Source organism: Bradyrhizobium sp. CCBAU 53351 (assembly GCF_015291745.1).
In the GTDB taxonomy this organism is placed as follows: Bacteria; Pseudomonadota; Alphaproteobacteria; order Rhizobiales; family Xanthobacteraceae; genus Bradyrhizobium.
Genome location: NZ_CP030059.1, coordinates 753,257 through 775,900 on the forward strand (window position 1 = coordinate 753,257; position 22,644 = coordinate 775,900).

General features: G+C 65.4%; 20 protein-coding genes. 12 read left to right on the top strand and 8 right to left on the bottom strand.

Annotated features, from left to right (window positions below; genetic code table 11):
* Positions 1-146 precede the first annotated feature (146 nt).
* Entirely contained in the window at positions 147-1,940 is a 1,794-nt protein-coding gene (locus tag XH83_RS03585) for a potassium/proton antiporter (RefSeq protein WP_194405714.1), read from the top strand.
* Positions 1,941-2,039: 99 nt separating this feature from the next.
* Here XH83_RS03585 and modC read toward each other — a convergent pair whose 3' ends face one another.
* The 4 genes from modC to mepA all read right to left on the bottom strand — a co-directional run bounded on the left by modC (position 2,040) and on the right by mepA (position 5,330).
* Positions 2,040-2,702 carry a molybdenum ABC transporter ATP-binding protein gene (modC, locus tag XH83_RS03590; protein ID WP_194405715.1) on the bottom strand — a complete coding sequence of 221 codons (663 nt, stop codon included), beginning with the start codon at positions 2,700-2,702 and terminating at the stop codon, positions 2,040-2,042.
* 2 nt (positions 2,703-2,704) lie between these two features.
* Complete coding sequence (gene modB / locus XH83_RS03595) at positions 2,705-3,400, bottom strand: molybdate ABC transporter permease subunit (protein WP_194405716.1); 696 nt, start codon at positions 3,398-3,400, stop codon at positions 2,705-2,707.
* A 13-nt stretch (positions 3,401-3,413) separates the two neighbouring features.
* On the bottom strand, positions 3,414-4,199 hold the full coding sequence (gene modA / locus XH83_RS03600; RefSeq protein WP_194405717.1) for a molybdate ABC transporter substrate-binding protein: 786 nt from the start codon (positions 4,197-4,199) through the stop codon (positions 3,414-3,416).
* A gap of 186 nt (positions 4,200-4,385) precedes the next feature.
* Positions 4,386-5,330: a penicillin-insensitive murein endopeptidase gene (mepA, locus tag XH83_RS03605; RefSeq protein ID WP_194405718.1), complete on the bottom strand. Its 945-nt coding sequence runs from the start codon at positions 5,328-5,330 to the stop codon at positions 4,386-4,388.
* 447 nt (positions 5,331-5,777) lie between these two features.
* On the opposite strand from mepA, the gene XH83_RS03610 reads away from it, so the two are divergent.
* Both XH83_RS03610 and XH83_RS03615 read left to right on the top strand, forming a co-directional pair.
* Positions 5,778-7,940, top strand: a complete 2,163-nt coding sequence (locus XH83_RS03610; protein ID WP_194405719.1) for a bifunctional diguanylate cyclase/phosphodiesterase — start codon at positions 5,778-5,780, stop codon at positions 7,938-7,940.
* A gap of 77 nt (positions 7,941-8,017) precedes the next feature.
* A complete protein-coding gene (locus tag XH83_RS03615) occupies positions 8,018-8,743 on the top strand; it encodes an RDD family protein (RefSeq protein WP_194405720.1) in 726 nt (241 codons plus the stop codon).
* Positions 8,744-8,749: 6 nt separating this feature from the next.
* On the opposite strand, the gene XH83_RS03620 is transcribed toward XH83_RS03615, so the two are convergent.
* On the bottom strand, positions 8,750-9,916 hold the full coding sequence (locus XH83_RS03620) for an acyl-CoA dehydrogenase family protein (RefSeq protein ID WP_194405721.1): 1,167 nt from the start codon (positions 9,914-9,916) through the stop codon (positions 8,750-8,752).
* A 45-nt stretch (positions 9,917-9,961) separates the two neighbouring features.
* Between XH83_RS03620 and XH83_RS03625 the strand changes: the two genes are divergently transcribed.
* Both XH83_RS03625 and XH83_RS03630 read left to right on the top strand, forming a co-directional pair.
* A complete protein-coding gene (locus tag XH83_RS03625) occupies positions 9,962-10,099 on the top strand; it encodes a hypothetical protein (RefSeq protein ID WP_194405722.1) in 138 nt (45 codons plus the stop codon).
* A gap of 35 nt (positions 10,100-10,134) precedes the next feature.
* The gene (locus XH83_RS03630) at positions 10,135-11,916 is read left to right on the top strand and encodes an alkaline phosphatase D family protein (RefSeq protein ID WP_194405723.1); all 1,782 of its coding nucleotides are present in this window, start codon (positions 10,135-10,137) and stop codon (positions 11,914-11,916) included.
* 70 nt (positions 11,917-11,986) lie between these two features.
* Here the strand turns inward: XH83_RS03630 and XH83_RS03635 are convergent, their stop codons facing one another.
* Entirely contained in the window at positions 11,987-12,415 is a 429-nt protein-coding gene (locus XH83_RS03635; RefSeq protein ID WP_194405724.1) for an amidase family protein, read from the bottom strand.
* 72 nt (positions 12,416-12,487) lie between these two features.
* Here XH83_RS03635 and XH83_RS03640 point away from each other — a divergent pair, with 72 nt between their 5' ends.
* From XH83_RS03640 to XH83_RS03650, 3 genes are all read left to right on the top strand, one after another.
* Positions 12,488-13,012 carry a GNAT family N-acetyltransferase gene (locus XH83_RS03640; protein ID WP_371746257.1) on the top strand — a complete coding sequence of 175 codons (525 nt, stop codon included), beginning with the start codon at positions 12,488-12,490 and terminating at the stop codon, positions 13,010-13,012.
* 60 nt (positions 13,013-13,072) lie between these two features.
* Entirely contained in the window at positions 13,073-14,209 is a 1,137-nt protein-coding gene (locus XH83_RS03645; protein WP_194408152.1) for a helix-turn-helix domain-containing protein, read from the top strand.
* Positions 14,210-14,287: 78 nt separating this feature from the next.
* Positions 14,288-15,532, top strand: coding sequence for an acyltransferase family protein (locus XH83_RS03650; RefSeq protein WP_194405726.1), 1,245 nt, complete (start codon positions 14,288-14,290; stop codon positions 15,530-15,532).
* Positions 15,533-15,558: 26 nt separating this feature from the next.
* On the opposite strand, the gene XH83_RS03655 is transcribed toward XH83_RS03650, so the two are convergent.
* A complete protein-coding gene (locus XH83_RS03655; RefSeq protein ID WP_194405727.1) occupies positions 15,559-16,779 on the bottom strand; it encodes an MFS transporter in 1,221 nt (406 codons plus the stop codon).
* Positions 16,780-17,012: 233 nt separating this feature from the next.
* Here XH83_RS03655 and XH83_RS03660 point away from each other — a divergent pair, with 233 nt between their 5' ends.
* The 4 genes from XH83_RS03660 (at position 17,013) to XH83_RS03675 (ending at position 20,517) form a co-directional block, all read left to right on the top strand.
* Complete coding sequence (locus tag XH83_RS03660; RefSeq protein ID WP_246776411.1) at positions 17,013-18,266, top strand: serine hydrolase; 1,254 nt, start codon at positions 17,013-17,015, stop codon at positions 18,264-18,266.
* 113 nt (positions 18,267-18,379) lie between these two features.
* A complete protein-coding gene (locus tag XH83_RS03665) occupies positions 18,380-19,342 on the top strand; it encodes a tetratricopeptide repeat-containing protein (protein WP_194405729.1) in 963 nt (320 codons plus the stop codon).
* 58 nt (positions 19,343-19,400) lie between these two features.
* On the top strand, positions 19,401-19,931 hold the full coding sequence (locus XH83_RS03670) for a hypothetical protein (RefSeq protein ID WP_194405730.1): 531 nt from the start codon (positions 19,401-19,403) through the stop codon (positions 19,929-19,931).
* A 175-nt stretch (positions 19,932-20,106) separates the two neighbouring features.
* Complete coding sequence (locus XH83_RS03675) at positions 20,107-20,517, top strand: SRPBCC family protein (RefSeq protein WP_194405731.1); 411 nt, start codon at positions 20,107-20,109, stop codon at positions 20,515-20,517.
* A 208-nt stretch (positions 20,518-20,725) separates the two neighbouring features.
* On the opposite strand, the gene lepA is transcribed toward XH83_RS03675, so the two are convergent.
* Positions 20,726-22,537 (bottom strand): translation elongation factor 4, encoded by a 1,812-nt coding sequence (gene lepA / locus XH83_RS03680; RefSeq protein ID WP_194405732.1) that lies wholly within the window; start codon positions 22,535-22,537, stop codon positions 20,726-20,728.
* Between the last annotated feature and the right edge of the window lie 107 nt (positions 22,538-22,644).

Genomic DNA, 22,644 nt, shown 5'->3' on the forward strand with positions numbered 1-22,644 from the left:
CGCGGCCGGGTCATCGATACACCGCTAAGTGATGGAGGTTAAGGCCGTATAATACGGGCAGATTGCCGCGAGAGGCGAAAATGGGTTGGCGCGCGAGTCTGCCGACGATAAGGATGCCTTTCCCGCTGCTTTGACCCGGAAGGTGGATGGCCTCTCTCGACTCCGTCAGCCTCGCCATATTGCTCGGCGCCGTCCTCGTCATGGCCGGCATCCTGTCGAGCCTGCTTGCGCTCCGCTTCGGTGCGCCCCTGCTGCTCGTCTTCCTTGCGGTCGGCATGCTCGCCGGCGATTCCGGTCCCGGCCAGCTCCAGTTCGACGACGTCCGCACCACCTATCTGGTCGGCTCGGTGGCGCTGGCCCTGATCCTGTTCGATGGCGGCCTCAGGACACGCTTTGCCAGCATCCGCACCGTGCTTGCGCCGTCCGTGGTGCTCGCGACCGCCGGCGTGCTCCTGACCGCGCTGATCACGGCGCCGTTCGCCAAATATGCGCTCGACCTCAATTGGACGGAATCGCTGCTGGTCGGCGCCGTGGTGGCCTCGACCGATGCGGCCGCCGTGTTCCTCTTGGTGCACACCCAGGGCCTGCGCCTGCGCCCGCGCGTCGGCGCGACGCTGGAGGCGGAATCCGGCACCAACGACCCCTTCGCGATCTTCCTCACCTTGATGCTGGTCGAGTACATCTCGATCGGCTCGAGCTCGCCCGGCCACGTGCTGATGGAGTTCGTGCAGGAATCGGTGCTGGGCGCCATCGTCGGCGTTATCGGCGGGCGCCTCGTCGTCATGGCGCTCAACAAGGTGGCGCTGCCGCAGGGCCTGCACGCGCCGTTCGTGACCACGGCCGCGCTGGTGATCTTCGGCGGCTCGCAGATGATGCACGCCTCCGGCTTCCTCGCGGTCTATCTCGCCGGCATCATCATCGGCAACCGGCCGACGCGCGCGCATAACCAGGTGGTGGCCTTCCTCGATGCCGCGACCTGGCTGGCGCAGATCGTGATGTTCGTGCTGCTCGGCCTCCTGGTCTCGCCGAGCCGGCTCGGCACCAGCGTGCTGCCGGCGGTCGGCGTTGCCTTCGTGCTGATGCTGGTGGCACGGCCGATCGCCGTCTTCGTGTGCCTGGCGCCGTTCCGCTTCAACTGGCGTGAGAAGATCTTCATCGCCTGGACCGGCCTGCGCGGCGCGGTCGCGATCTTCCTGGCGTCGATCCCGATGCTGGTCGGCCTGTCCAAGGCCTATCTCTATTTCGATGTCGCCTTCGTCGTCGTCATCATCTCGCTGCTGCTGCAGGGCTGGACCCTGGCACCGGCCGCGCGAAAACTGCATGTGGCGCTGCCGCGCGCCGAGCGCGGCCCGCGCCGTGTCGAGCTGGATCTGCCCGGCCAGCTCGAGCAGCAGCTGGTCGGTTATCCGGTGCGGCCCAAGAGCCTTTATTTTCGCCGCGGCCTGATCCCGTCCTGGTCCAAGCCGACGCTGGTGATCCGCAACGAGAACATCCTGACGCCGCTGGAGGCCGATCCGATCGCGCCCGGCGACTACATCTATCTGCTGGCGCCGCCGGAAAAGGCCGAATCGCTCGACCGCTTCTTCGTCGACATGCAGCCGAGCTCGGCGCCGGATCCGCATCTGCTCGGCGATTTCATGGTCTCCGGCGAGCACACGCTCGCCGAGCTCGCCGAGGTCTACGGCGTCAAGGTCGGCGAGGACGAGAGCAAGCTGACGCTCGCAGATTATTTCGACGTCCATCTCGACCGCGCGCCGAAGGAGGGCGCCGAGCTTGCCCTCGACGAGATCGTGCTGGTCGCACGCAGCATCTCCGGCGGCCGCGTCAACGTCGTCGGCCTCCGCCTGCCGGAAGACGACGAGACCCCGCCGCCGCTGACCCGCGCGCAGGCGCTGCGCAAGAAGCTCGCGGATGTGTGGGGCTCGGTGGCTGGGGTTTAGCGCTCACTATCGCCCGACGATCACCGCCACAATCTCGCTGTCATCGCCCAAGCCGGCGCATGACAGCGGTGGTGGGGCGAAAGCAAGTCGCGCCCCACCTCACGCCAGCACCTTCACCCCACCAAAACTCGTCACGCGGCCCTGCTTCAGCATCACGATCTGCGTGGCGAGCTGGCGCAGCTCGGCGGCGTCGTGGCTGACATAGACCATGGGGACATTGGCTTCGTCGCGTAAGCGCACCAGATAGGGCAGGATCTCGAGCTTGCGGCCTTCGTCGAGCGCGCCGAGCGGCTCGTCGAGCAGCAACAGGCGCGGCCGTGACAGCAGCGCGCGTCCGAGCGCGACGCGCTGACGCTCGCCGCCGGATAGCTTTCCGGGGCGGCGGTCGAGCAGGGCGCCGATATCGAGCAGATCGATGACGCGCTTGTGTTGCGCCGGATCGGGCGCAAGGCTGTTCATCCGCCGTCCATAGTCCAGGTTCTGCGCGACGTTGAAATGCGGGAATAGCCGCGCGTCCTGGAACACATAGCCGATGCGGCGGCGATACGTCGGCACGTGAATGCCGGCCGCAATGTCGTCGACGGTCTCGCCGTCGATCACGATGGTGCCGCGGTCGGGCCGCAACAGGCCCGCGATCATGTTGACCAGCGACGTCTTGCCGGCGCCCGACGCGCCGAACAGGCCGATGACGCGACCCTCGCTGGCGAAGGACGCGGACAGCGAGAACTCGCCGAGCTGCTTTTCGATGTCGACCCGCAGCATGGTCAGTTCCCGTGCAGGCGCTGCGTGGCGCGGCGGACGAACCATTCGGCAGCGATCAGCGCGCCCAGCGCCAGCACGATCGAGACGATCACGAGCCGGCCGGCCGCGGCATCGCCATCCGGCGTCTGGATCAGCGAGTAGATCGCCGACGAAATCGTCTGGGTCTCGCCGGGAATGTTGGAGACGAAGGTGATGGTCGCGCCGAACTCGCCGATCGCCTTGGCAAAGCCCAGGACCATGCCGGCGAGCACGCCGGGCAGCGCCAGCGGCAGCGTCACCGTGAAGAATACTTTCCACGGTGCTGCGCCAAGCGTCTCGGCGGCCTGCTCAAGCCGGCGGTCGATCACCTCGATCGACAGCCGCATCGGCCGCACCAAAAGCGGAAACGCCATCACCCCGCAAGCGAGCGCCGCGCCGGTCCAGCGAAACGAGAAGACGATGCCGAGATAATCGGCGAGAAATCCTCCGACGAGGCCGCGCCGGCCGAAGCTGAGGAGCAGCAGATAGCCGGTGACGACCGGCGGCAGCACCAGCGGAAGATGTACGACGGCATCTAGCACCGACTTGCCCCAGAAATCGCGCCGCGCCAGCAGCCACGCCAGCGCGATGCCGAACGGCGTCGCCACCAGCGTTGCGATGATCGCGACCCTGAGCGAAAGCAGGATCGCCGTCCATTCGGCGGGAGAGATCTCGAACATCAAGTCGTCAATATCAGATTGTCGGGCTGACCAGGAACTTGAAGCCGTATTTTTCAAAGATGGTCTTGGCGGCCGAGGAGCGCAGGAAGGCGAGATAGTCGCTGGTCCCGGCCTTGGCGGTCGTAGTCGCCGCAACCGGATAGATGATCGCCGGATGCGAGTCCGCCGGGAAAGTGCCGACGATCTTGACGGAAGGATCGACCTTGGCGTCGGTGGAATAGACGATGCCGAGCGCGGCCTCGCCGCGGGCGACCAGCGTCAGCGCGGCGCGCACGCTCTCGGCCATGGCGAATTTCGGCTCCGCTGCCTGCCAGGCCCCAAGCTTCTCCAGCGCCGCCTTGGCGTATTTGCCGACGGGGACCGACTTGACGTCACCGGTCGCGACCCTGCCGTCGCCGGCGAGCTTGGCGAGGTCAAAACCTTGCGCGATGGTGACGTTGTCGACCTTGGAATCCTTCGGCGCGATCAGCACGATGCTGTTGCCGAGCAGGTTGACCCTGGACGCATCGTAGATGGTCTTCTTGGCGATCGCATAGTCCATCCAGTCGGTGTCGGCCGAGACGAACACGTCGGCCGGCGCGCCCTGCTCGATCTGCCTCGCCAGCACGGAGCTCGCGGCATAGCTGACCGAGAACCCGATGCCGGTCTTGGCGGTGTAGGCCGCGTCGACCTCGTCGAGCGCGTTCTTCATCGAGGCGGCGGCGAACACGGTGATGGTCTTGTCCTCGGCGGCGGCCGGCGAAAGGCTTGCGCCCGCGAGGATCACGAAGGCGGCGAAAAGTCCTGAAATGCGTAACATGGGCAGCGCTCCCTGCGAATCCGCGCGCGCAGGATGCGCGCAGGACTGGCGTTGGTGGGGTCGTTAGCGACGGGTGGAAGCGCTGCTCCACGGGACCCGGCGGCGGCTTACGGCCGGCCGGGATATCGCAAGCGCGAAGATAGCAGGCTGACGCCGGAGGTCAAAGGGCGGCGTGCTGACCGAGCCTTACGGCTTCGCATCGCCCGCATGCAGCACCGCTTTACAGGCCGCCGGCATCTGCGCCAGCGTCATCGGCGGCTTTGGCTTTGGCGGCTCCGGCGGCGGCTTGGGGTGCAGCACCGCATCGGAGAACCAATAGGCGAGATCGGCGGGCTTGCAGCCTTCGTCCTCGGACTGCGACGGCTGGCCCTCGCACTCGCCGGCACCGGCCGGGCAGCGCATGCGGATGTGAAAATGGTAGTCGTGGCCCCACCAGGGGCGGATCTTCGAGAGCCAGGCGCGGTCGCCCTTGGCCTCGCGGCACAGCGCCTTCTTGATCGCGGCGTTGACGAAGATGCGCTGCACCGCCGGCTCCCGCGCCGCATCGCGCAGCACCAGCACATGGCCGGGCGTGAACACGCGGGGGTCGATGTCGAGCCGGTCCTGGCGCACCATCATCACCGCCGACATGTCCTCGCGCTCCTCGCGCGAGAGGCGGCGGTCCGGCATCGGCGTCAGCCAGATGTCGGCATCGAGACCGATCTGGTGGCTGGCATGGCCCGACAGCGCCGGGCCGCCGCGCGGCTGGGCGATGTCGCCGACCAGGATGCCCGGCCATCCCGCGTCCTTGTGCGCCTTGGCCGCGAGCCGCTTGATCAGCGCGATCATGTCGGGATGGCCATAGCTGCGGTTGCGCGACAGCCGCATCACCTGCCAATGATCGCCGTTGACCGGCATCTGATCCGCGCCGCCGATGCAGCCCTTGGTGTAGGAGCCGATGACATGCGCCGGTCCCTTCGACGGCAGCAGTTTTCGCGCGAATAGTTCCTTCGCGGCGAGGTCCGGGTCGTTCGGGTTGGCGAGCGGCGGCAGCGGCTTCGGATTCACGCTGCCCTTGTCCTGGGCCGGCGCGTCGCCGGCGGACAGGAACGTCATGACAAGCAGGAGGGGGACAATGCAGCGGCGACTCATGAAGATGTCCTTATAGCCCAATGCTGCATCAGGGTTAAGAATGAGGCCTGGGCCCGGCCACCGGCTCACCGCGGCTCGCCAAATCGTGTCTCGAACGGCGTTTCTTAAGGGGGCAATAACCGTATCCTGCATTGACCAAAATTCGTGCGCAGAGTGAGATAAATCCGCGGGTCGCATGCAATCGCGCGAGATTTCGGAACGGATTCAAGCGTGCGCGCAATTTTGCGGCAAGTCGATCATCGATTGCGGCGCTGGACCCAGTCTGATGGCGCCTGTCGCCGCAACGGCGCCACGCAAACAGGCAGCAAGCTCCGCCGGGCGCGGACCGCGGCCGCCCAAGATTACTTTTCTTTCAGACACTTGCCTCAAGACTTGCGCCGCGGGGCGCGATTGGGACGAGTGAAGTTGGGTTTGAAGTCTCGAAAAGCAACAAAACGAAACAGAGGCGTGCGTGTCCGGACCGGCCGATCGCCGCGCAAGCTGCGCTTCGCGCGCACGCAGCGGGCCCTCTCCGGACGCGACGAAGTCCTGCGCAGTCGCGCCGAGGCGGAAGCCGCGATCGCGGACGCGCGCAAATCCCATGAGCGCCTGCGCCAGGCCGTCGACATCCTGCCGCAGGGCATCGTGTTTCTCGATGCCGAAGGCCGCTACGTGCTCTGGAACAAGAAATACGCCGAGATCTACAGCAAGACCGCCGATCTGTTCGAAGAGGGCGCGCGCCTCGAAGACACGCTGCGCATCGGTGTTGCCCGCGGCGACTACCCGGAGGCCGCGGGCCACGAGGACGAGTGGATCGCCGAGCGCCTGCGAAGGCTCTATCAGCCCGGCGCGCGCCACGAACAGAAGCTGTCGGACGGCCGCGTCATCCTGATCGACGAGCGCCTGACCGATGATGGCGGCGTGGTTGGCCTCCGCGTCGACATCACCGAATTGAAGCAGCGCGAGGCCTCGTTCCGCCTGCTGTTCGACGGCAATCCCGTCCCCATGATCGTCTGCGCGCTGGACGATGAGCGCATCCTCGGTGTCAACGATGCCGCGGTCGCACATTACGGTTACAGCCGCGCCGAGTTCGAGCGGCTGACGATCCGCGCCCTGCAGGCCTTCGACAGCGAGCCGCCCTGGATCGCCGACCGTTCGAGCGAGGAACAGGCCGGCCGCACCTGGAAGCACGTCAAGGCCGATGGTGCGCTGATCGACCTTGCGATCTATTTCCGCGAACTGACCTATGCCGAGCGGCCGGCGGTGCTGCTTGCGCTGATGGACATCACCGAGCGCAAGCGTGCCGAGGCGCGCCTCGCCTTCATGGCCCAGCATGACGCCCTGACCGGCCTGCCCAACCGCACCCTGCTGCGCCAGCAGATGGACGAGATGCTGCTGCACACGCGGCGCAGCGCCGAGAAGGTCGCGCTGCTGATGCTGGGGCTCGACAACTTCAAGGCGGTCAACGACACGCTGGGGCACGCGGTCGGCGACAAGCTGCTGCGCGGCGTCGCCAAGCGGCTGCGCTCGACGCTGCGCGAGGAAGACGCGCTGGCGCGGCTCAATTCCGACGAATTCGCGATCCTGCAGAGCGGCTTGACGCGGCCCGAGGACGCGGTGGGCCTGGCAAAGCGCCTGCTCGAGGCCATCGCCGATCCCTATCTGCTCGACGGCCATTCCGTGGTGATCGGCGCCTCGATCGGCATCGCCATGGCGCCGGGCGACGGCGATGAGTCCGAGAAGCTGCTCAAGAGCGCCGACATGGCGTTGTCGCGCGCCAAGCAGGATGCGCGCGGCAGCTTCGCGTTCTTCGAGGCCGCGCTCGACGCCAGGGCGCAGAGCCGCCGCAAGATCGAGGTCGAGCTGCGCGATGCGATCCAGCACGACGTGCTGCGTCCGTATTACCAGCCGCTGATCGATCTCCAGAGCGGCCGCATTACCGGCTTCGAAGCGCTGGTGCGCTGGCCGCACGCCGAGCGCGGCATGGTCTCGCCGGCCGAGTTCATTCCGGTGGCCGAGGACACCGGCCTGATCAATCCGCTCGGCCGGCTGATGCTGCGCCGGGCCTGCCTCGATGCCGCGACCTGGCCGGACGACGTCCGCGTCGCCGTCAATTTGTCGCCGCTGCAGTTTCGCAGCGGCAATCTGCTCTCGATGGTGACGGAGGCGCTTAAAGCTTCCGGCCTGCCGCCGCGCCGGCTCGAGCTCGAGATCACCGAGACGCTGCTGCTGGAGAAGAGCGCGCAGGTGCTGGCGACGCTGCATGCCTTGCGCGCGCTGGGTGTGCGCATCTCGATGGACGATTTCGGCACCGGCTATTCCAGCCTCAGCTATTTGCGCAGCTTCCCCTTCGACAAGATCAAGATCGACCAGTCCTTCGTCCGCGATCTCGGCGCCAACCGCGAGGCGCAGGCGATCATCCGCTCCATCGTCAGCCTCGGCAAGGGCTTGGGGGTCACCATCACCGCCGAAGGCGTCGAGACCGAAGCCGAGCTCAGCTGCCTCAGGGCCGAAGGCTGCGACGAAGGCCAGGGCTTTCTGTTCAGCAAGGCCCGGCCCAATATCGAGATCGTCAGCCTGCTCGTCGCCCAGCGCGGCATCGACGGCGGCGAGGCTGCGCTGGTGGCGTAGGCGCTGCCGCGGGGCAATCGAACCTGCCGCGCGCTGCCGGCGTCTCATGATTGGATCGATCGAACGGATGCGGCCCCATGATTTCTGATGCGCCTCCGCTGCCGCTGCCTGGCCCGCGCTATGCCCGCTTCTCGCGCCGGTTCAAGGCCGTTCTGCTGGACTGGATGCTGGCGACGGCCCTGCTGTTCGGCGCCCTGGCGGTTGCCAGCAATGTCGCGAGCGATGGACTCAGCCGCAGTCTCGGCGTCGCGGTCGTCGTCATCCTGCTGCTCTACGAGCCGGTGCTGGTCTGGCGCGCCGGCGGCACGCTCGGGCATATCTGGACCAATTTGCGCGTCGTCGACGACCACGGCGGCAATCTGAGCTTCGCCAAGGCGTTGGCGCGCTTTGCCGTCAAGAGCATTCTGGGCTGGTATTCGTTCGTGATCCTGGCTGCCACGCGCCGCAACCAGGCGGTGCACGATCTGCTGACGCATTCGACCGTCCAGATCCGCGATCCCGCCAAGGCGAAGCCCGGCCAGTTCATCACGGAGCGGCGCGAGGACGATCCAACCATGCCCTCGCGCCTGCGGCGTGCGCTCGTGACAATGGTGTATCTGGCGCTCGGTGTCTTCCTCTATCTCGGTGTGCTCGCGGTCCTGGTCCGCGCCGGCGTCCTGTCGCGGGCGTGCCTCTACCAGGACGTTTGCAACGGAAGCGACCACATCGTCGACTCCGCCGCCGCTGTGGCCCTCGTGCTGATGATTGCCCTGGTTATCGTCATGGGCTGGCGCGGCCGGCTGCTCGGTGCTCGCAAGGCGTAGGCGAATTCAGTTCTTGGCGCCGGAGCCCTCCGCCAGGATCGCCTTGCCCACGTCTTCATAATGGCTGTCCCGCGCCTGGATCTGCTGCGCGATGGCGTGCATGTCGCGAAACCGTCGCTCGAACGGATGCTTTCGGAACACCGCGGTCGCGCCCGCCATGTGATAGGCGGCGTCGACCACGCGTCCCGATTGATGGATGGTCCAGGTCGCCGCCAAGCGGACCGCGCTGCGATGGGCCGCGCTGAATTCGCCCGTGAGGCAGAGGTCGTGCCACATCGCATGCGCGGTGGCGTACAGATAGGCGCGGGCCGCGCGCAAATCGCCTTCGGTGCGGCCGATCAGCCCCTGGACGGCCTGATTGTCGCGCATGGCGCTGCCTGCCAATGAGGGGTGCTTTGCGCGCGCCAGCGCGATGGCGGCATTCAGCGTGGCGCGTGCGACGCCGAGCGAGACCGCGGCAAAGCCGAGGCTGAAGGCAGAGCCGGTGCCGATTTTGTAGAGCGGGCCCGTCTCGCGAAGCGCCGAGGCCACGTCGCGAAACGCCGTGAAGCGCTCGGGGATGAAGAGGTCGGCCACCTCGTAGGAATCCGTGCCGGTGCCGGCAAGGCCGATCGCCTGCCACACGTCGTGCAACACCGCGCTCGTGGCGGGGAACAGGATGGTGCGCACCTCCGCCGAGCCGTCGGCATTTTTCCGCGGGCTGCCGTCGGCCCCGACGATGCGCACATGGGCCCCGAGCCAGCTCGCCTGCCGCGAGCCCGAGGCGAAATCCCACCGCGCCGTGACGCGATAGCCGCCCCCGACGCTGCGCGCCTCATGCGCGATCGCGCCCCAGGCCAGGATGCCGGGCGGTGTATTGAAGATCTCCTGCGCGGTGTCGCGGTCGAGCCAGGCCGCGATCATCGCGCAGACGCTGCACTGGCCGAGACACCAGGCGGTCGAGGCGTCAGCCTTCGCGATCTCCTCCAGCATCTGCATGAAGATCTCGATCGGGGCCTCGGTGCCGCCGAGACTTTGCGGGAGGAGGGCGCGATAGAGCCCGTTCTCGATCAGCGCGGCGACGACCGCCGGCGTCAGCCGCCGCGTCCGCTCGATCTCGTCCGCCTCGCGCGCGATCAGCGGCGCAATGGCGCGGGCCCGTTCGACGAGGTCGATGGTCGAGGCCTTTGTCATGTCTCTTCCCGTGCCCCTCTTGATTGCTGTTCGGTGGGCGGGCGGATGGTGACCCATTCGTCGGGTCCGATCAAGAATTCCGCGCCCGCGGCGAAAATCAGCCGCGTGCAGGATGCGAGCGCCATCGCGGCATCCGGCCTCACCGTCGCAAACACCTTCCGGTTGCATTATCATCCGTTCTGAACTTTACTGACCGTTTTCAACACGGGGAGATTTTCATGGTCAGTTTGCGCGAGCCGGGACTTGGACCGATTGTCGGTCACACCACTGATACGACAGCCAGGATTTGGGTCCGCGCTGCGGACCCCGCGGATGACAGGGCGCAGCTCGACGAAAATCGCCGCACCATTGGCGTGATCGGGATCGTGGAAGACGGCAAGATCAATTTCGCTTGGTACTTCCGGCTCAACCGCGAATTTGACCGCACGGGGACCTTCGTCCTCGGCTCTGACGTCCAGCTCGGCTACTATGACTCGATCGACCTCGACAGCGTGGAAGAAGTCGCAGTCGCGGTAAACCTGAACAAGAACGTGCCGGCAAAGCCGCTCATGCCGAATACGGCATACACCGTTCGGGTCGGCGTCCTCACGGTCGACGATCCCACGCCGAACACGTCCCGGACGTCGGATCTGCAACTCATCGCGATCTTGCCTGACATCAACATCATCAAGAACGATCTGTTGGGGCTCGATCCATCGAAATGCGAAGCGACGTTCCGCACCTTCCCGCCTGCGGGGCAGATCGCCGACACTCTCGCATTCCTGCTCGGATCGTGCCGCTATCCGGGGCTGCTTTGGAAGATCAAGGAGGCCGACCAGATCTTCGGGCCGATGTCCCAGCACTTCAAGGACAGCCCGATCGGCCCGGCGGCTTCCTTCACCATGATGTGCGGCGATCAGATCTATGCCGACATGCTCAATCGCTTCGTTCCGATCCTGCGGGCCGAGCGGTACGACGAATTTCAGGAGCGCTATACGACGGCCTATTCGGCGCAGAACCTGCGCAATCTGCTGCAGCGATCGAGCACCTACATGATCCTCGACGACCACGAGATCGAGGACAACTGGACCCAGGACCGGCTGAAAGGCGATCCCGGCAAGCACATGGTGTTCAACTACGCGGTCACCGCCTACATGAACTACCAATGGAGCCACAGTCCGCGCACCTGGGGGCGTCTGCTGTACTATACGTTCGATTGCGGCGGCTACCCGTTCTTCGTTCTCGACACCCGCACGCAGCGTTACAAGAACAACAACGACCGCGCGTTGGATAACGGACTGCGCGACAATTACATGCTCGGCTATCCCACCATCGACGAGCATCATCCCGGACAAATGCGCAGGCTGAAAGACTGGCTTTCGCAGATGCAGAAGGATCGCAACAACGTCCCGAAGTTCATCGTCTCATCCAGCGTGTTCGTTCCGAATGCGATGGACGAACGGATCGACGACCGGACGAAGAAAGGTCTCGATACCCTGCTGTTCGACGTCAACGGAAACAATCGCGACGACAGTGATAGCTGGCCGGCATTCCCGCAGACGCGTAAGGAACTGCTCGACCACATCGTCGACGAAGCCATCCAGAATGTCGTCTTCCTCTCCGGCGACATTCACTGCTCAAATGTCGCCGAAATCTCCTTCGAGCGGGATCAGGGTCAGAGGAAGAGAGCCCTGCCTCTCAGGGCATTCGCGGTCACGTCATCGGCGTTCTATTGGCCATTTCCGTTCGCCGATGGAGACCCGAATGGGTACGTGCACAATTCCCGATTGCCCGAGCAATGGGACGCGTTTCCGCTCAAGGACGGCAAGACGCGCATGCATTACAAGTCATGGGGCTTTACCCAGGACGACAATTTCGCGCGCCTCGAGATCGACAGGACGAAATCGCAGCTCAAGGTTCGCGTGTTCGATCGCAACGGCAAACCGGTCGTGAACACCGAGGTCGCGTCGGGCAAGAACGTTCCGCTGGAGACCGACTTGCAACTGGAGCCCTGGACTTAGCCGTGAGAAAGCCCCCTTGTGACCGCCGCGCTGCGGCCGAGATAGAGGGGGCGTCGCTCGACCGGAAGACTCAGCGCTCCGGCGGCGGCTTGCGCGCCCGCGTTGCCTGCTCGAAGGCGTGTGCCAGCCGCAGCAGCTTGTGCTCGCTCCAGGCGCGCGCCCCTTCCAGCGCCAGCGAGCCCGCCGTGGTCTGCGGCTTGTCGCCGGTGGCGATGTTGTCCTTGAGCAGAATCGGCACGCCGGCCAGCGGCCGCTCCACCGATGGCCTGATGCCGTCGCGCTCGCCCGCGATCGCGCGCGCATTGGGATTGAGCGCGCGAACCGAATTGAGCGCGGGCCCGTTGCGGTCATAGGCCTCGATACGCGCGAGATAGAGCTCGGTCAGCAGCGTGGCGGTGATCCGTCCGCCGGCCAGGGCGTCGATGATCTCGCTCATCGACGCTTGCTGCGGCGTCGGCATGGCCGGCGCCTTCGCATCGCCGCGGATCGGCTGGTCCATCGCGTCCTCTCGGTGGGCTTGCTACGAGTATGCTACCAATGGTAGCATTGGGCTTGCTCGCGCGACAAGCCGATGACCGGTCGTGCAGTGCAGGGTAAGCTTCCAGTCCTTCCAGCGGTTTCAGACAAGCGATCCATGGAGTGCACGATCCGGCCCGCGCGCGAAGACGACGCCGATGGCATCAGTGAGGTCATCGTGCGTGCGCTGCGCGAGACCAATGCCAAGGACTACACGGACGCGATCATTGAAAGGATCGAGTGCAGTTTTGACCCGGACTCAGTCAGGCAGCTGATCGGGCAGCGCACGATCTTCGTTGCCGCCATCGGCAGCCGCGTCGTTGGAACGGCAGGCCTCGATGGCAGCGTCGTCCGTACCGTCTTCGTGGCACCCGATGCCCAGGCCCGCGGTATCGGCAAGCGGCTGATGGCGGAGGTCGAGCGTGTCGCACGCGAGCGAAACATTCCTGCCTTGACACTCTCGTCCTCGGTCACCGCGGAGATATTCTATGCCAGGCTCGGGTTCAGGGTGGTGCGCGACAGCTACCATGGTGATGAACGCACGATCGTCATGGAGCGCGAGCTCGATGACGCGCCATAGATCCGGTTCGGATCGGCCGCCGTCTTCGAGGGGAAGTGCATGGCACAAGGTGTGACCGCGATGGGGCTCACGGCTGTCGATCTCGGGCTGCGCGGCGCGGTGAGCGGGGTGTTCCTGCTGATCATTATCGTGGCGCTGCTGCGTCGAGCCACCGATCAGCACACGTTGTTGGGCATGGCCATGTCGGCCGGTGGCGTGTTCTACGCCATCACGACCGCGCCATACTTTCCCAAGGCGTTCTGGTGGTGGGTGTTGCCGATCCTGTCGGCGCAACCCGCCGTGTTCTGGCTGTGGGCGCGCGCGGCGTTCGACGACGATTTCGTGCTGAAGCGATGGCACGGCGCGGTCTGGCTTGCCATGGTCGCCTTCGGATTCGCGCTCACACTGGGTTGGGCGAACTGGCCTGCCTTGGCCGGGGCCGGTGGTCGGGTTCTGTCATTGGTCACTCTGGGGCTGGCGGTCGCAGCCGCGGTCCAGACCGTCAAGACCTGGCGCGTCGACCTTGTAGCGCGGCGACGCCGGCTGCGGCTGGCGATGCTCGCGATCAATGTCGGGCTCATTGCGGTGGTGGCCGGTGCTGGCTTTGCGGCGATTCCCGTCGTCGTCCCCGGTGGCGCCGGGAGCTTTCCGACCGCGCTGTGCCTGTTCGTGGTGGCTATGTTGGCCGGCGTGGGGACTTTTGGCATGCCGACGGCCGTCACGGCCAACGACGCCACGGCAGCGATTGCGCCTGGTGACATCAGCCCGCAGGCCCGAAGGGCCGATCGTGCCACGACCGGCGGAGTAGCGGTCGATCCCCTCCTGCTCCGGCGGCTCGATCATGTCATGACCGTCGAGCGGGTCTACCGGCAGGAAGGACTTGCAATCGGGGCGCTCGCCGCGCGGTTCGACGTTCCCGAGTATCGGCTCAGGCAGGCGATCAACGAAGGCCTCGGCTATCGCAACTTCAATGCCTTCCTCAATCGCTATCGCATCGAAGATGCCAAGACGGCGCTGTCCGATCCGGCCCAGCGCGAGGTGCCGGTGCTGACCATTGCGATGGATGCCGGCTTTCAGTCGATCGGTCCGTTCAACCGCGCCTTCAAGGCCGAGACGGGCATGACCCCGAGCGAATTTCGGCGCGACGCCCTGGTCCAAACGGCGCCGGGCTCGGCGCGCGATCAGGAAATCGGCCAGTGGCGCCGCGACATCGGTTAGCCGATTTCCGGATTCGGCGAGAAGGCGCGGGCGTGATTGGGCAGGCTGGGAGCCTAGTCCTCATCAGCGAGCCTGACCATGCCCCCTCCGATCGCCGCCAATTCTGCGTCCGAACGATTGCACGCCCTCGATGCAGTCAGGGCCTTTGCCCTGCTGCTTGGCATTGTCCTGCACGCGGCGTTATCGTTCGTGCCCGTCTCGCCCCGGTTCTGGTTCATCCAGGACACCCATCCAAGCCTTTCCGTGGGCTTCCTGTCTTTCTCTATCCACGTGTTCCGGATGACGACCTTCTTCCTGATGGCGGGCTTCTTTGCTCGGATGAGCTTTCATCGCCGGGGGATTGGGGGCTTCGTCAGGGACCGGTTGCAGCGCATCGGGCTGCCGCTGGTGATCTTCTGGCCCATGGTGTTTCCGGTCATGGCGTTGGCCGTGAACTGGGCATCACAGTTTCCGAATGGCGGTCCGACGGCCGGTATGCGCAACTGGCCGGTGCTGCCGGATTTCCCGCTCGCCCATTTTTGGTTTCTCTACGTGCTGCTGGAGCTCTATGCCGCCGCCCTCCTGCTGCGCAGCCTCGTCGTTTGGCTCGATGCGTCAGGCGCTTTGCGAACGGCGCTGGACCGTCTCTTCGCGGGGATCATGCAAAACCCGCTGGCCTCGCTGGTTCTGGCGATCCCGATCGGCATCGCCTTCAGCCTCGACCCGAGATGGGCTGGCGCGGTCGGCGTGAGGACGCCGGATCAATCCTTCGTCACCAACGCGCAGGCCTGGATCGGCTTCGGCACCGCCTTCGGTGTCGGCTGGCTGCTGCACCGGCAGATCGAGCTGCTGCGGACCCTGGAGCGGCGTTGGCTGTGGAATCTCGTGCTGGCGCTTGGCCTGATCCTGACCAGCTTCGTGCTGTCAGGCGTGATGAGTTCAGCGCCGGGTGCGCCGAAGCCGCCGGTCCGCGCCGAGACGCTCAGGCTCGTGGCCGCCATCCCGTATGCTCCGGCGATCTGGATTTCGACCTTCGCCTTCATCGGCCTCGCGCTCCGCTTCATGTCCGGCTTCAGCCCGATCAGGCGTTACCTCGCCGATGCCTCCTATTGGCTCTATCTGATCCACATGCCGATCGTGATGGCGCTGCAGGTCGCGGTGTCGCAGCGTGCCTGGCCCGGGCCGTTGAAGTTCACGATCATCCTCGTCGCGGCGCTCGTTCCGATGCTGGCGAGCTATCAACTCCGGGTGCGCTTCACCTTCATCGGCGTGTTGCTGAACGGGCGTCGCGCGCCGCGCGAGACGGCGCCCACCACCGCGGTCACCGGCGCGGCCGTGCCGTGATGCCCGGCTGCCGGCCCGCTCCCTCGTCACGCCGCAGCGCGGCCAAAGTCGAGCGAGGGCCTGCGCTTCGTCGGAAAGCTCAGTGCCACCGCGACGGCGGCGAGGCCGATGGCGAAGGAGCCGGCGTGCAGCCAGGTGTATTGCTGGAAATTGTCGAACACGAGCCCGCCGGCCCACGGCCCGAGTGCCATACCGAGGCTGGCAAAGGCCGACACCGCGCCGAACACGGTGCCCATGATGCGCGCGCCGAAGAACTCGCGGACCAGCACCGCATAGAGCGGCATCACACCGCCATAGGCGAGGCCGAACACGACCGAGAGCGCGTAGAATTCGCCGAGCTGGGCGACGGCAAGATAGGTCGCGATGCACATCGCCTGCACGAACAGGCCGCCGACCAGCACGGGTTTTGCACCGATACGGTCGGCGAGCGCACCCAGCAGCAGGCGGCCGCCGAGGCCCGAAACGCCGGCGACGCTGTAGACCGTCACCGCCGTGAGCGGGGCGATGCCGCACACCATGGCATAGGACACCATGTGGAAGATTGGGCCGGAATGCGCGGCGCAGCAGGCGAAATGCGCCGCCGCCAGCGCGACGAATTGCGGCGTGCGCAACGCCTGCGCCGCGGTCAGCTCGGCTTCTGGTGCCGCGTTCGCGGTCGCGGCGCCTGCCGCTGCCGGCGCCGGCCGTACCAGGAAGCAGGCGGGAATCAGCAGCGCCCATGCAGCGATGCCGATCACGAGCATTGCGGTGCGCCAGTCATAGGCCGTGATCAGCCAGCTCGCGGTCGGCGCGATCGTCACCGGCGAGACGCCCATGCCGGCCGAGACCAGCGCCACCGCAAGGCTGCGGTTCTTTTCGATCCAGGCGCTCGCCAGCGCCATCATCGGTGCGTAGAAACTGCCGGCGGCAATGCCGATCAGCACGCCGAAGCAAAGCTGGAATTGCCACAGGCTCGTCGCCTGGCTCGCGGTGACCAGGCCGAGGCCCAGCAAGAGGCTTCCCGCGAGCACCACGATGCGGGTGCCGAACCGGTCCGACAGCGCGCCCCAGAGGAACGCGGCAAATCCCATGCAGAGGAAATCCAGTGTCGCCGCCGCCGACACGCCGGCGCGCGACCAGCCCATCGCATCCGAGATCGGCTGCAGGAACACCGCCAGCGACAGCATCGTGCCGAACCCGACACAGGTCATCAGCGCTCCCGCTGCGACGACGACCCAGCCATAGTCGAAGCGTGATGGCTTGCTCATTGCGTTTCCTCGGCGCTCTTGGTTTTGTTGATGCTGCGCGCGGCGATGGTGGCCCATTGGGCGGTGAAGGGCAAGGCAGGCTGCGACCGCACGCTGACACCGTCTGCCCGTCATGATAGCATGACGCCCGTCACTGGCCCGCGTTCGCAAGCGCACACACAGGAACGTGTGAGGAGGCAAGTTCAATGACATGGGGAGCAGTCTGCAGGCCACGCGGTTGCCGCTGGCTTGTCATGCCCATCATTTTTGCTGCCGCGGTCGCGGCACCTCCAGCATACGCACAGGACGGCAAAACCTCCTCCGGCGATCCGGGGCCGGTCTTTTCCGAGAGCGGCCCCGATGCCGAACTCTATGGCGCGGCTCAGGGTTACCCGGTCGGCACGCGGGGCGGCGCCCCCCAGATCGACAAGCTGGTCGGGGTCTACAGCCATTTCGACGAGCTATACCGCTCGCGCGCGATCGGTCGCGCGGCGGCGCCATGGCAATTCAAGCGCGCGACGGAGCCGTCGATTGCCTACAGTTTTGGTAACGAGCGACTGAGCATCGCGGATTACCTCAAGCGCAACCCGGCGACGGGACTCCTGATCGCCAGGGACGACACCATCCTGTACGAGCACTATCAATATGCGCGGACCGACCGCGACCGCTTTGTCTCGCAGTCCATGGCGAAGACGCTGGTTGCCATGCTGGTCGGCATCGCGGTCTCGGAGGGACGGATCAAGTCGATTGACGACCTCGTCTCGACCTACGTCCCCGCGCTTGCAGGAACGGAATATGGCAACACGTCCATCCGGGCCTTGCTGAACATGTCGTCGGGCGTCGAATTCTCGGAAGTCTACGATGGCAACGACGACATCGCCCGGCTTGGGCGGGCGCTGTTCGTCGATGAGCCGAAAGACCCCGCGGCAATCGTCGCGCAATTCAACACCCGAAGCGCGCCGCCGGGGACCAAATGGCACTATGCAAGCGTTGAAACCGAGATCCTTGGCCTGGTCCTGCGCGCCGCCACGGGCACGCCGGTTGCCGACTATCTTCACGACCGGATCTGGGACCCCATCGGCGCAGAGGCCGATGCGTCGTGGGCGATCGACGGCAGCGGGCAGGAGATTGCCTTTTGCTGCTTCAACGCGACCTTGCGCGATTATGCGCGCCTGGCCCGGTTGCTCGCACACGACGGCGCCTGGGAAGGCCGCCAATTAATCCCGCGGCAGTGGCTGCTCGATGCCACGACCGTCAGACCAGGCGATGGTCATCTCGCTCCGGGCGTCGCCACATCCTATTTCGGCTACGGCTATCAGGTGTGGCTCCTGCCGGGCGAGCCGCGCAGATTTGCGCTACTCGGCATCCGCGGTCAGGTCATACTGGTCGATCCAGCCTCCAAGCTCGTCATGGTGCACACCGCCGTTCGCCAGAAGCCGTCCGAGCCGGGCGCCCTCAGGGAGCCGCTCGCATTGTGGTTCGCCGTGCTTCAGCAGCTCGGACAATGACGATGTGATTGTTCTCGCGGCTGCGCACAGCTGCCGCCGCCTTGAACCTGTCCGGCTTTTGGGAGCACCAACGGCGTGTTGGTCCCCTTTTGCCGGGACGAGAGAAAGACGCGATGAAGACCCTGACAGCATCGATCCGCGTTGCAGTCGCCGCGCTGGCTTTGAGCCTGTCGTTCGGCTCGCCCTCCTACGGCGAGGAGGGCGAGACAGGCGCGCTCACGCGGCAGATGAAGGTGCTTTATCAGGCAGGGAAGTACGCGGAAGCGCTGCCACTGGCCCAGAAGGCCCTGGCCCTTCACGAGGAGCAGTTCGGCCCGGACGACGCGCGCGTCGCGATGCCGCTGAGCGACCTCGGCACGATCCATCACAATCTCGGCGAATTCGCCGTTGCCGAGCCGCTGTACAAGCGGGCGCTGGCCATCCGCGAGAAGACGCTAGGCCCGGATCATCCGGAAGTCGCCATGGTGCTGAACAATCTCGGCGATCTCTATCGCGCGGAAGGGCGCTTCGCGGAAGCGGAGCCGCTCCTGAAGCGATCGATCGCCATCGACGAGAAAGTGCTCGGCGCCAATGACCCCTTGATCGTGTCGCCATTGTGCAATCTCGGCGCCGTCTACAGCAGCCAGGGCCGATACGATCAGGCCGAGCCGCTGTTCAAGCGGGGCCTCGCCGTGGTGCGGAAAGCACTCGGCCCCGACGATCCCGAAGCGACGGTGCTGATGAACAATTTGGCAGATACCTACATCCAGCAGCATCGCTATCCCGATGCAGAGCGGCTTCTGAAGCGGTCCATGGTGGTGGCCGAGAAGGCCTTCGGTCCCGATCATCCCGACGTCGCTCAGGCGCTGAACAATCTCGGTGCACTCTATGCGCGTCAGGGGCGAAACAGCGAGGCCGAGCGGCTGTTCAAGCGGTCGGTGGCGACTTTCGAGAAAACCTTCGGCTCCAATCATCCGGATCTTGCTGGTGTCCTGGACAACCTCGCCGGCATCTACAGGAATCAAGGTCGCACTGCCGATGCTGACCAAGTCCTGAAACGGTCGATGGCCATTCGAGGGAAGACAAGGCCGATCTGAGCAGGCCAGTCGAGAAGTCCTTTGTGAAATGTTCATCGCGGTTCGCGTTGAGGGGACCATGACGAAGCGTGCAAGACGGCTCCAACTTGCCCTCGCCCTGATGTGGCTCGGATTGTCTGCGGCAACGGCGGCCGGCGGCCCCTCGAAGGACATGTGGAGCGGTGCATGGACGTTCGAAATGGACCGCCAGGATCGGCCATGGCTCGCCTCTTCCGACCCGCGCGGCAAGACCGTGTTCCGCATCGGCTGCGGTTCGCATTTTGAGCTGGATGCGGTCTATCCGGGGAACGCGCCGACAAAGGACCACACCGAAGCCTCGATCACGATCGGCAACGGCAAGACGCAGATGGAGTTCGCCGGCTTCGCATACGCGGGCCCTCAGTCCTTCCCGCCGAACACCTCGATGTTCAACCAGGCGGACCTTGGTCATCCCGGGCTCGCCGACGATCAATGGCGCATGCTGGAAAACCGCGTCCTGGATCTTTTGGGGGCGGGCCAGCCCCTGAGGGTCGCAGCCGAAGGCAAGAGCTACGTGCTGCCGCCGGTCAAGGTATCGCGCTGGCGCGACCGTTTTCAAAAGATCTGCTGACGCGCTGATTGCGCGCAGGTGGACGCGTCTCCCGACGATTTTTTTTCGCTCGACCATGTCGGCGCCGACGGGTTTCAATCGTCCTTGGGTGACAAGTCCCGAAAAGTGCCGCCCATGGCGGCACGCGGGACGTGATGTCGCACCTCGACTGCAGGAATGAACTGGAGCAATGCCCATGAGGATCACCGTTGAAACCAGCGTCGCCGCCCCCATCGACCAGGTCTGGCAGGCCTATACGACGCCCGCCGACATCGTGAAGTGGAATGCGGCGTCCGACGACTGGCACACGACCAAGGCGACGGTCGATTTGCGCGAAGGCGGCGCCTTCTCGTCGCGGATGGAAGCCAAGGACGGCAGCATGGGCTTCGACTTCGCCGGCACCTACACCAAGATCGTCGAGCACAAGCGGATCGAATACGCTTTCGGCGATCGCAAGGCCGAGGTGGAGTTCGTGCCCGGTCCGAACGGCGTTGTCGTCCGCGTCGCGTTCGATGGCGAAACCACGCACTCGGAGGAGCAGCAGCGGGGCGGCTGGCAGGCGATCCTCGACAATTTCGCGCGGTACGTCGCGGCGAAGAAAGCGTGATCGGTCAGGGATCGGACGTGATCGCTTGCATCACGCCTTCCGCGATGCTCTCACGGTAGCCCTGTTTTGCCCGACGGAGCAAACCGGCTTCGTAAGCTCCCAAAAAACGCAATGCCGCCAAGGGGGCGGCTACTGTGCATGGGGTTGTTTTCGCGTTTTTTGTTTGGCCGGGTACTGAGGTCGGGCCGGCGCGTCGCCAGCCCCCGCCTCAGCTATCCACCTTCAGCGCGGCAATGAAAGCTTCCTGCGGGATGTCGACCTTGCCGAACTGCCGCATCTTCTTCTTGCCTTCCTTCTGCTTCTCCAGAAGCTTGCGCTTGCGCGTGATGTCGCCGCCGTAGCATTTCGCGGTGACGTCCTTGCGCAGGGCGCGCACCGTCTCGCGCGCGATCACCTTGCCGCCGATCGCCGCCTGGATCGGGATCTGGAACATGTGCGGCGGAATCAGCTCCTTCATCTTCTCGACCATCGCGCGGCCGCGCCCTTCCGCGCGGGTGCGATGCACGAGCATGGAGAGCGCATCGACCGGCTCGGCATTGACGAGGATCTGCATCTTGACGAGATCGGCCGGCTTGTAGTCGGTCAGATGATAGTCGAACGAGGCATAGCCCTTGGAGACCGATTTCAGGCGGTCATAGAAGTCGAACACGACCTCGTTGAGCGGCAGATCGTATTTCACCATGGCGCGGGAGCCGACATAGGTGAGCTCCTTCTGTGAGCCGCGGCGGTCCTGGCACAGCTTCAACACGCTGCCGAGATATTCGTCGGGCGTCATGATCGTCGCCTCGATCCAGGGCTCCTGGATCTCCTCGATCTTGACCACGTCAGGCATGTCGACGGGATTGTGGATCTCGAGCTCGGTGCCGTCGGTGAGCTTCATCTTGTAGATGACGCTCGGCGCGGTCGCGATCAAATTGAGGTCGAACTCGCGCGACAGCCGTTCCTGGATGATCTCGAGGTGCAGAAGTCCGAGGAAGCCGCAGCGGAAGCCGAAGCCGAGTGCGGCGGAGGTCTCCATCTCGAAGGAGAAGCTGGCGTCGTTGAGCCGCAGCTTGCCCATCGCGGCACGCAGCGTCTCGAAGTCGTCGGCGTCGACCGGGAACAGGCCGCAGAACACCACGGGGATCGCCGGCTTGAAGCCCGGCAGCATTTCGGTGACCGGCTTCCTGTCGTCGGTGATGGTGTCGCCGACGCGGGTGTCGGCGACTTCCTTGATCGCGGCTGTGATGAAGCCGATCTCGCCGGGGCCGAGCTCGTCGACCTGCTGCATCTTCGGCGTGAAGAAGCCGACGCGCTCGACGTCGTAGGCAGCGCCCGTGCCCATCATGCGCACGCGGCTGCCCTTCTTCATGACGCCGTCGACGACGCGGATGAGAACGACGACGCCGAGATAGACGTCATACCAGCTGTCGACCAGCAGCGCCTTCAAGGTCGCGTCGCGGTCGCCCTTCGGCGGCGGCAGGCGGGTGACGATGGCTTCCAGCACGTCTGGGATGCCGAGACCGGTCTTGGCCGAGATCATCACCGCGTCGGAAGCGTCGATACCGATGACGTCCTCGATCTGCTGCCTGATCTTCTCGGGCTCGGCCGCGGGCAGGTCGACCTTGTTCAGGACCGGGACGATCTCGTGATTGTTGTCGAGCGCCTGGTAGACGTTGGCGAGCGTCTGCGCCTCGACGCCCTGGCTGGCGTCGACCACCAGCAGGGAACCCTCGCAGGCCGCCAGCGACCGCGAGACTTCGTAGGCGAAGTCGACATGGCCGGGCGTGTCCATCAGGTTGAAGATGTAGTCCTTGCCGTCCTTGGCGCGGTAGGCGAGGCGCACCGTCTGCGCCTTGATCGTGATGCCGCGCTCGCGCTCGATGTCCATGGAATCGAGCACCTGCTCCTTGCCCGCCATTTCGCGGTCGGAGAGGCCGCCGGTCATCTGGATCAGGCGGTCGGCCAGCGTCGATTTGCCATGGTCGATATGGGCGACGATGGAGAAATTGCGGATGTTCGAAATGGGGACGGTCGTCATGGGCGCGGGATACCACTCACATCCCCGTGCGGCAACCATTCACTTGGTCTTCCCGCGTCCGCACGGAGGAGCCTCTGGAGGGGTTTAGCCGCCCGGGCTTGCGGCGG

What these genes read in the sequence shown, in the direction of transcription:
- modA (WP_194405717.1), bottom strand. Translation starts at nt 4,199, where the DNA reads ATGTTACGCATTTCAGGACTTTTCGCCGCCTTCGTGATCCTCGCGGGC.
- XH83_RS03625 (WP_194405722.1), top strand. Translation starts at nt 9,962, where the DNA reads ATGGTGACCCATTCGTCGGGTCCGATCAAGAATTCCGCGCCCGCGGCG.
- XH83_RS03585 (WP_194405714.1), top strand. Translation starts at nt 147, where the DNA reads ATGGCCTCTCTCGACTCCGTCAGCCTCGCCATATTGCTCGGCGCCGTC.
- XH83_RS03630 (WP_194405723.1), top strand. Translation starts at nt 10,135, where the DNA reads ATGGTCAGTTTGCGCGAGCCGGGACTTGGACCGATTGTCGGTCACACC.
- XH83_RS03645 (WP_194408152.1), top strand. Translation starts at nt 13,073, where the DNA reads ATGGGGCTCACGGCTGTCGATCTCGGGCTGCGCGGCGCGGTGAGCGGG.
- XH83_RS03650 (WP_194405726.1), top strand. Translation starts at nt 14,288, where the DNA reads ATGCCCCCTCCGATCGCCGCCAATTCTGCGTCCGAACGATTGCACGCC.
- XH83_RS03635 (WP_194405724.1), bottom strand. Translation starts at nt 12,415, where the DNA reads ATGGACCAGCCGATCCGCGGCGATGCGAAGGCGCCGGCCATGCCGACG.
- mepA (WP_194405718.1), bottom strand. Translation starts at nt 5,330, where the DNA reads ATGAGTCGCCGCTGCATTGTCCCCCTCCTGCTTGTCATGACGTTCCTG.
- modC (WP_194405715.1), bottom strand. Translation starts at nt 2,702, where the DNA reads ATGCTGCGGGTCGACATCGAAAAGCAGCTCGGCGAGTTCTCGCTGTCC.
- XH83_RS03670 (WP_194405730.1), top strand. Translation starts at nt 19,401, where the DNA reads ATGACGAAGCGTGCAAGACGGCTCCAACTTGCCCTCGCCCTGATGTGG.
- modB (WP_194405716.1), bottom strand. Translation starts at nt 3,400, where the DNA reads ATGTTCGAGATCTCTCCCGCCGAATGGACGGCGATCCTGCTTTCGCTC.
- lepA (WP_194405732.1), bottom strand. Translation starts at nt 22,537, where the DNA reads ATGACGACCGTCCCCATTTCGAACATCCGCAATTTCTCCATCGTCGCC.
- XH83_RS03640 (WP_371746257.1), top strand. Translation starts at nt 12,488, where the DNA reads ATGACCGGTCGTGCAGTGCAGGGTAAGCTTCCAGTCCTTCCAGCGGTT.
- XH83_RS03620 (WP_194405721.1), bottom strand. Translation starts at nt 9,916, where the DNA reads ATGACAAAGGCCTCGACCATCGACCTCGTCGAACGGGCCCGCGCCATT.
- XH83_RS03615 (WP_194405720.1), top strand. Translation starts at nt 8,018, where the DNA reads ATGATTTCTGATGCGCCTCCGCTGCCGCTGCCTGGCCCGCGCTATGCC.
- XH83_RS03655 (WP_194405727.1), bottom strand. Translation starts at nt 16,779, where the DNA reads ATGAGCAAGCCATCACGCTTCGACTATGGCTGGGTCGTCGTCGCAGCG.
- XH83_RS03675 (WP_194405731.1), top strand. Translation starts at nt 20,107, where the DNA reads ATGAGGATCACCGTTGAAACCAGCGTCGCCGCCCCCATCGACCAGGTC.
- XH83_RS03660 (WP_246776411.1), top strand. Translation starts at nt 17,013, where the DNA reads ATGCCCATCATTTTTGCTGCCGCGGTCGCGGCACCTCCAGCATACGCA.
- XH83_RS03665 (WP_194405729.1), top strand. Translation starts at nt 18,380, where the DNA reads ATGAAGACCCTGACAGCATCGATCCGCGTTGCAGTCGCCGCGCTGGCT.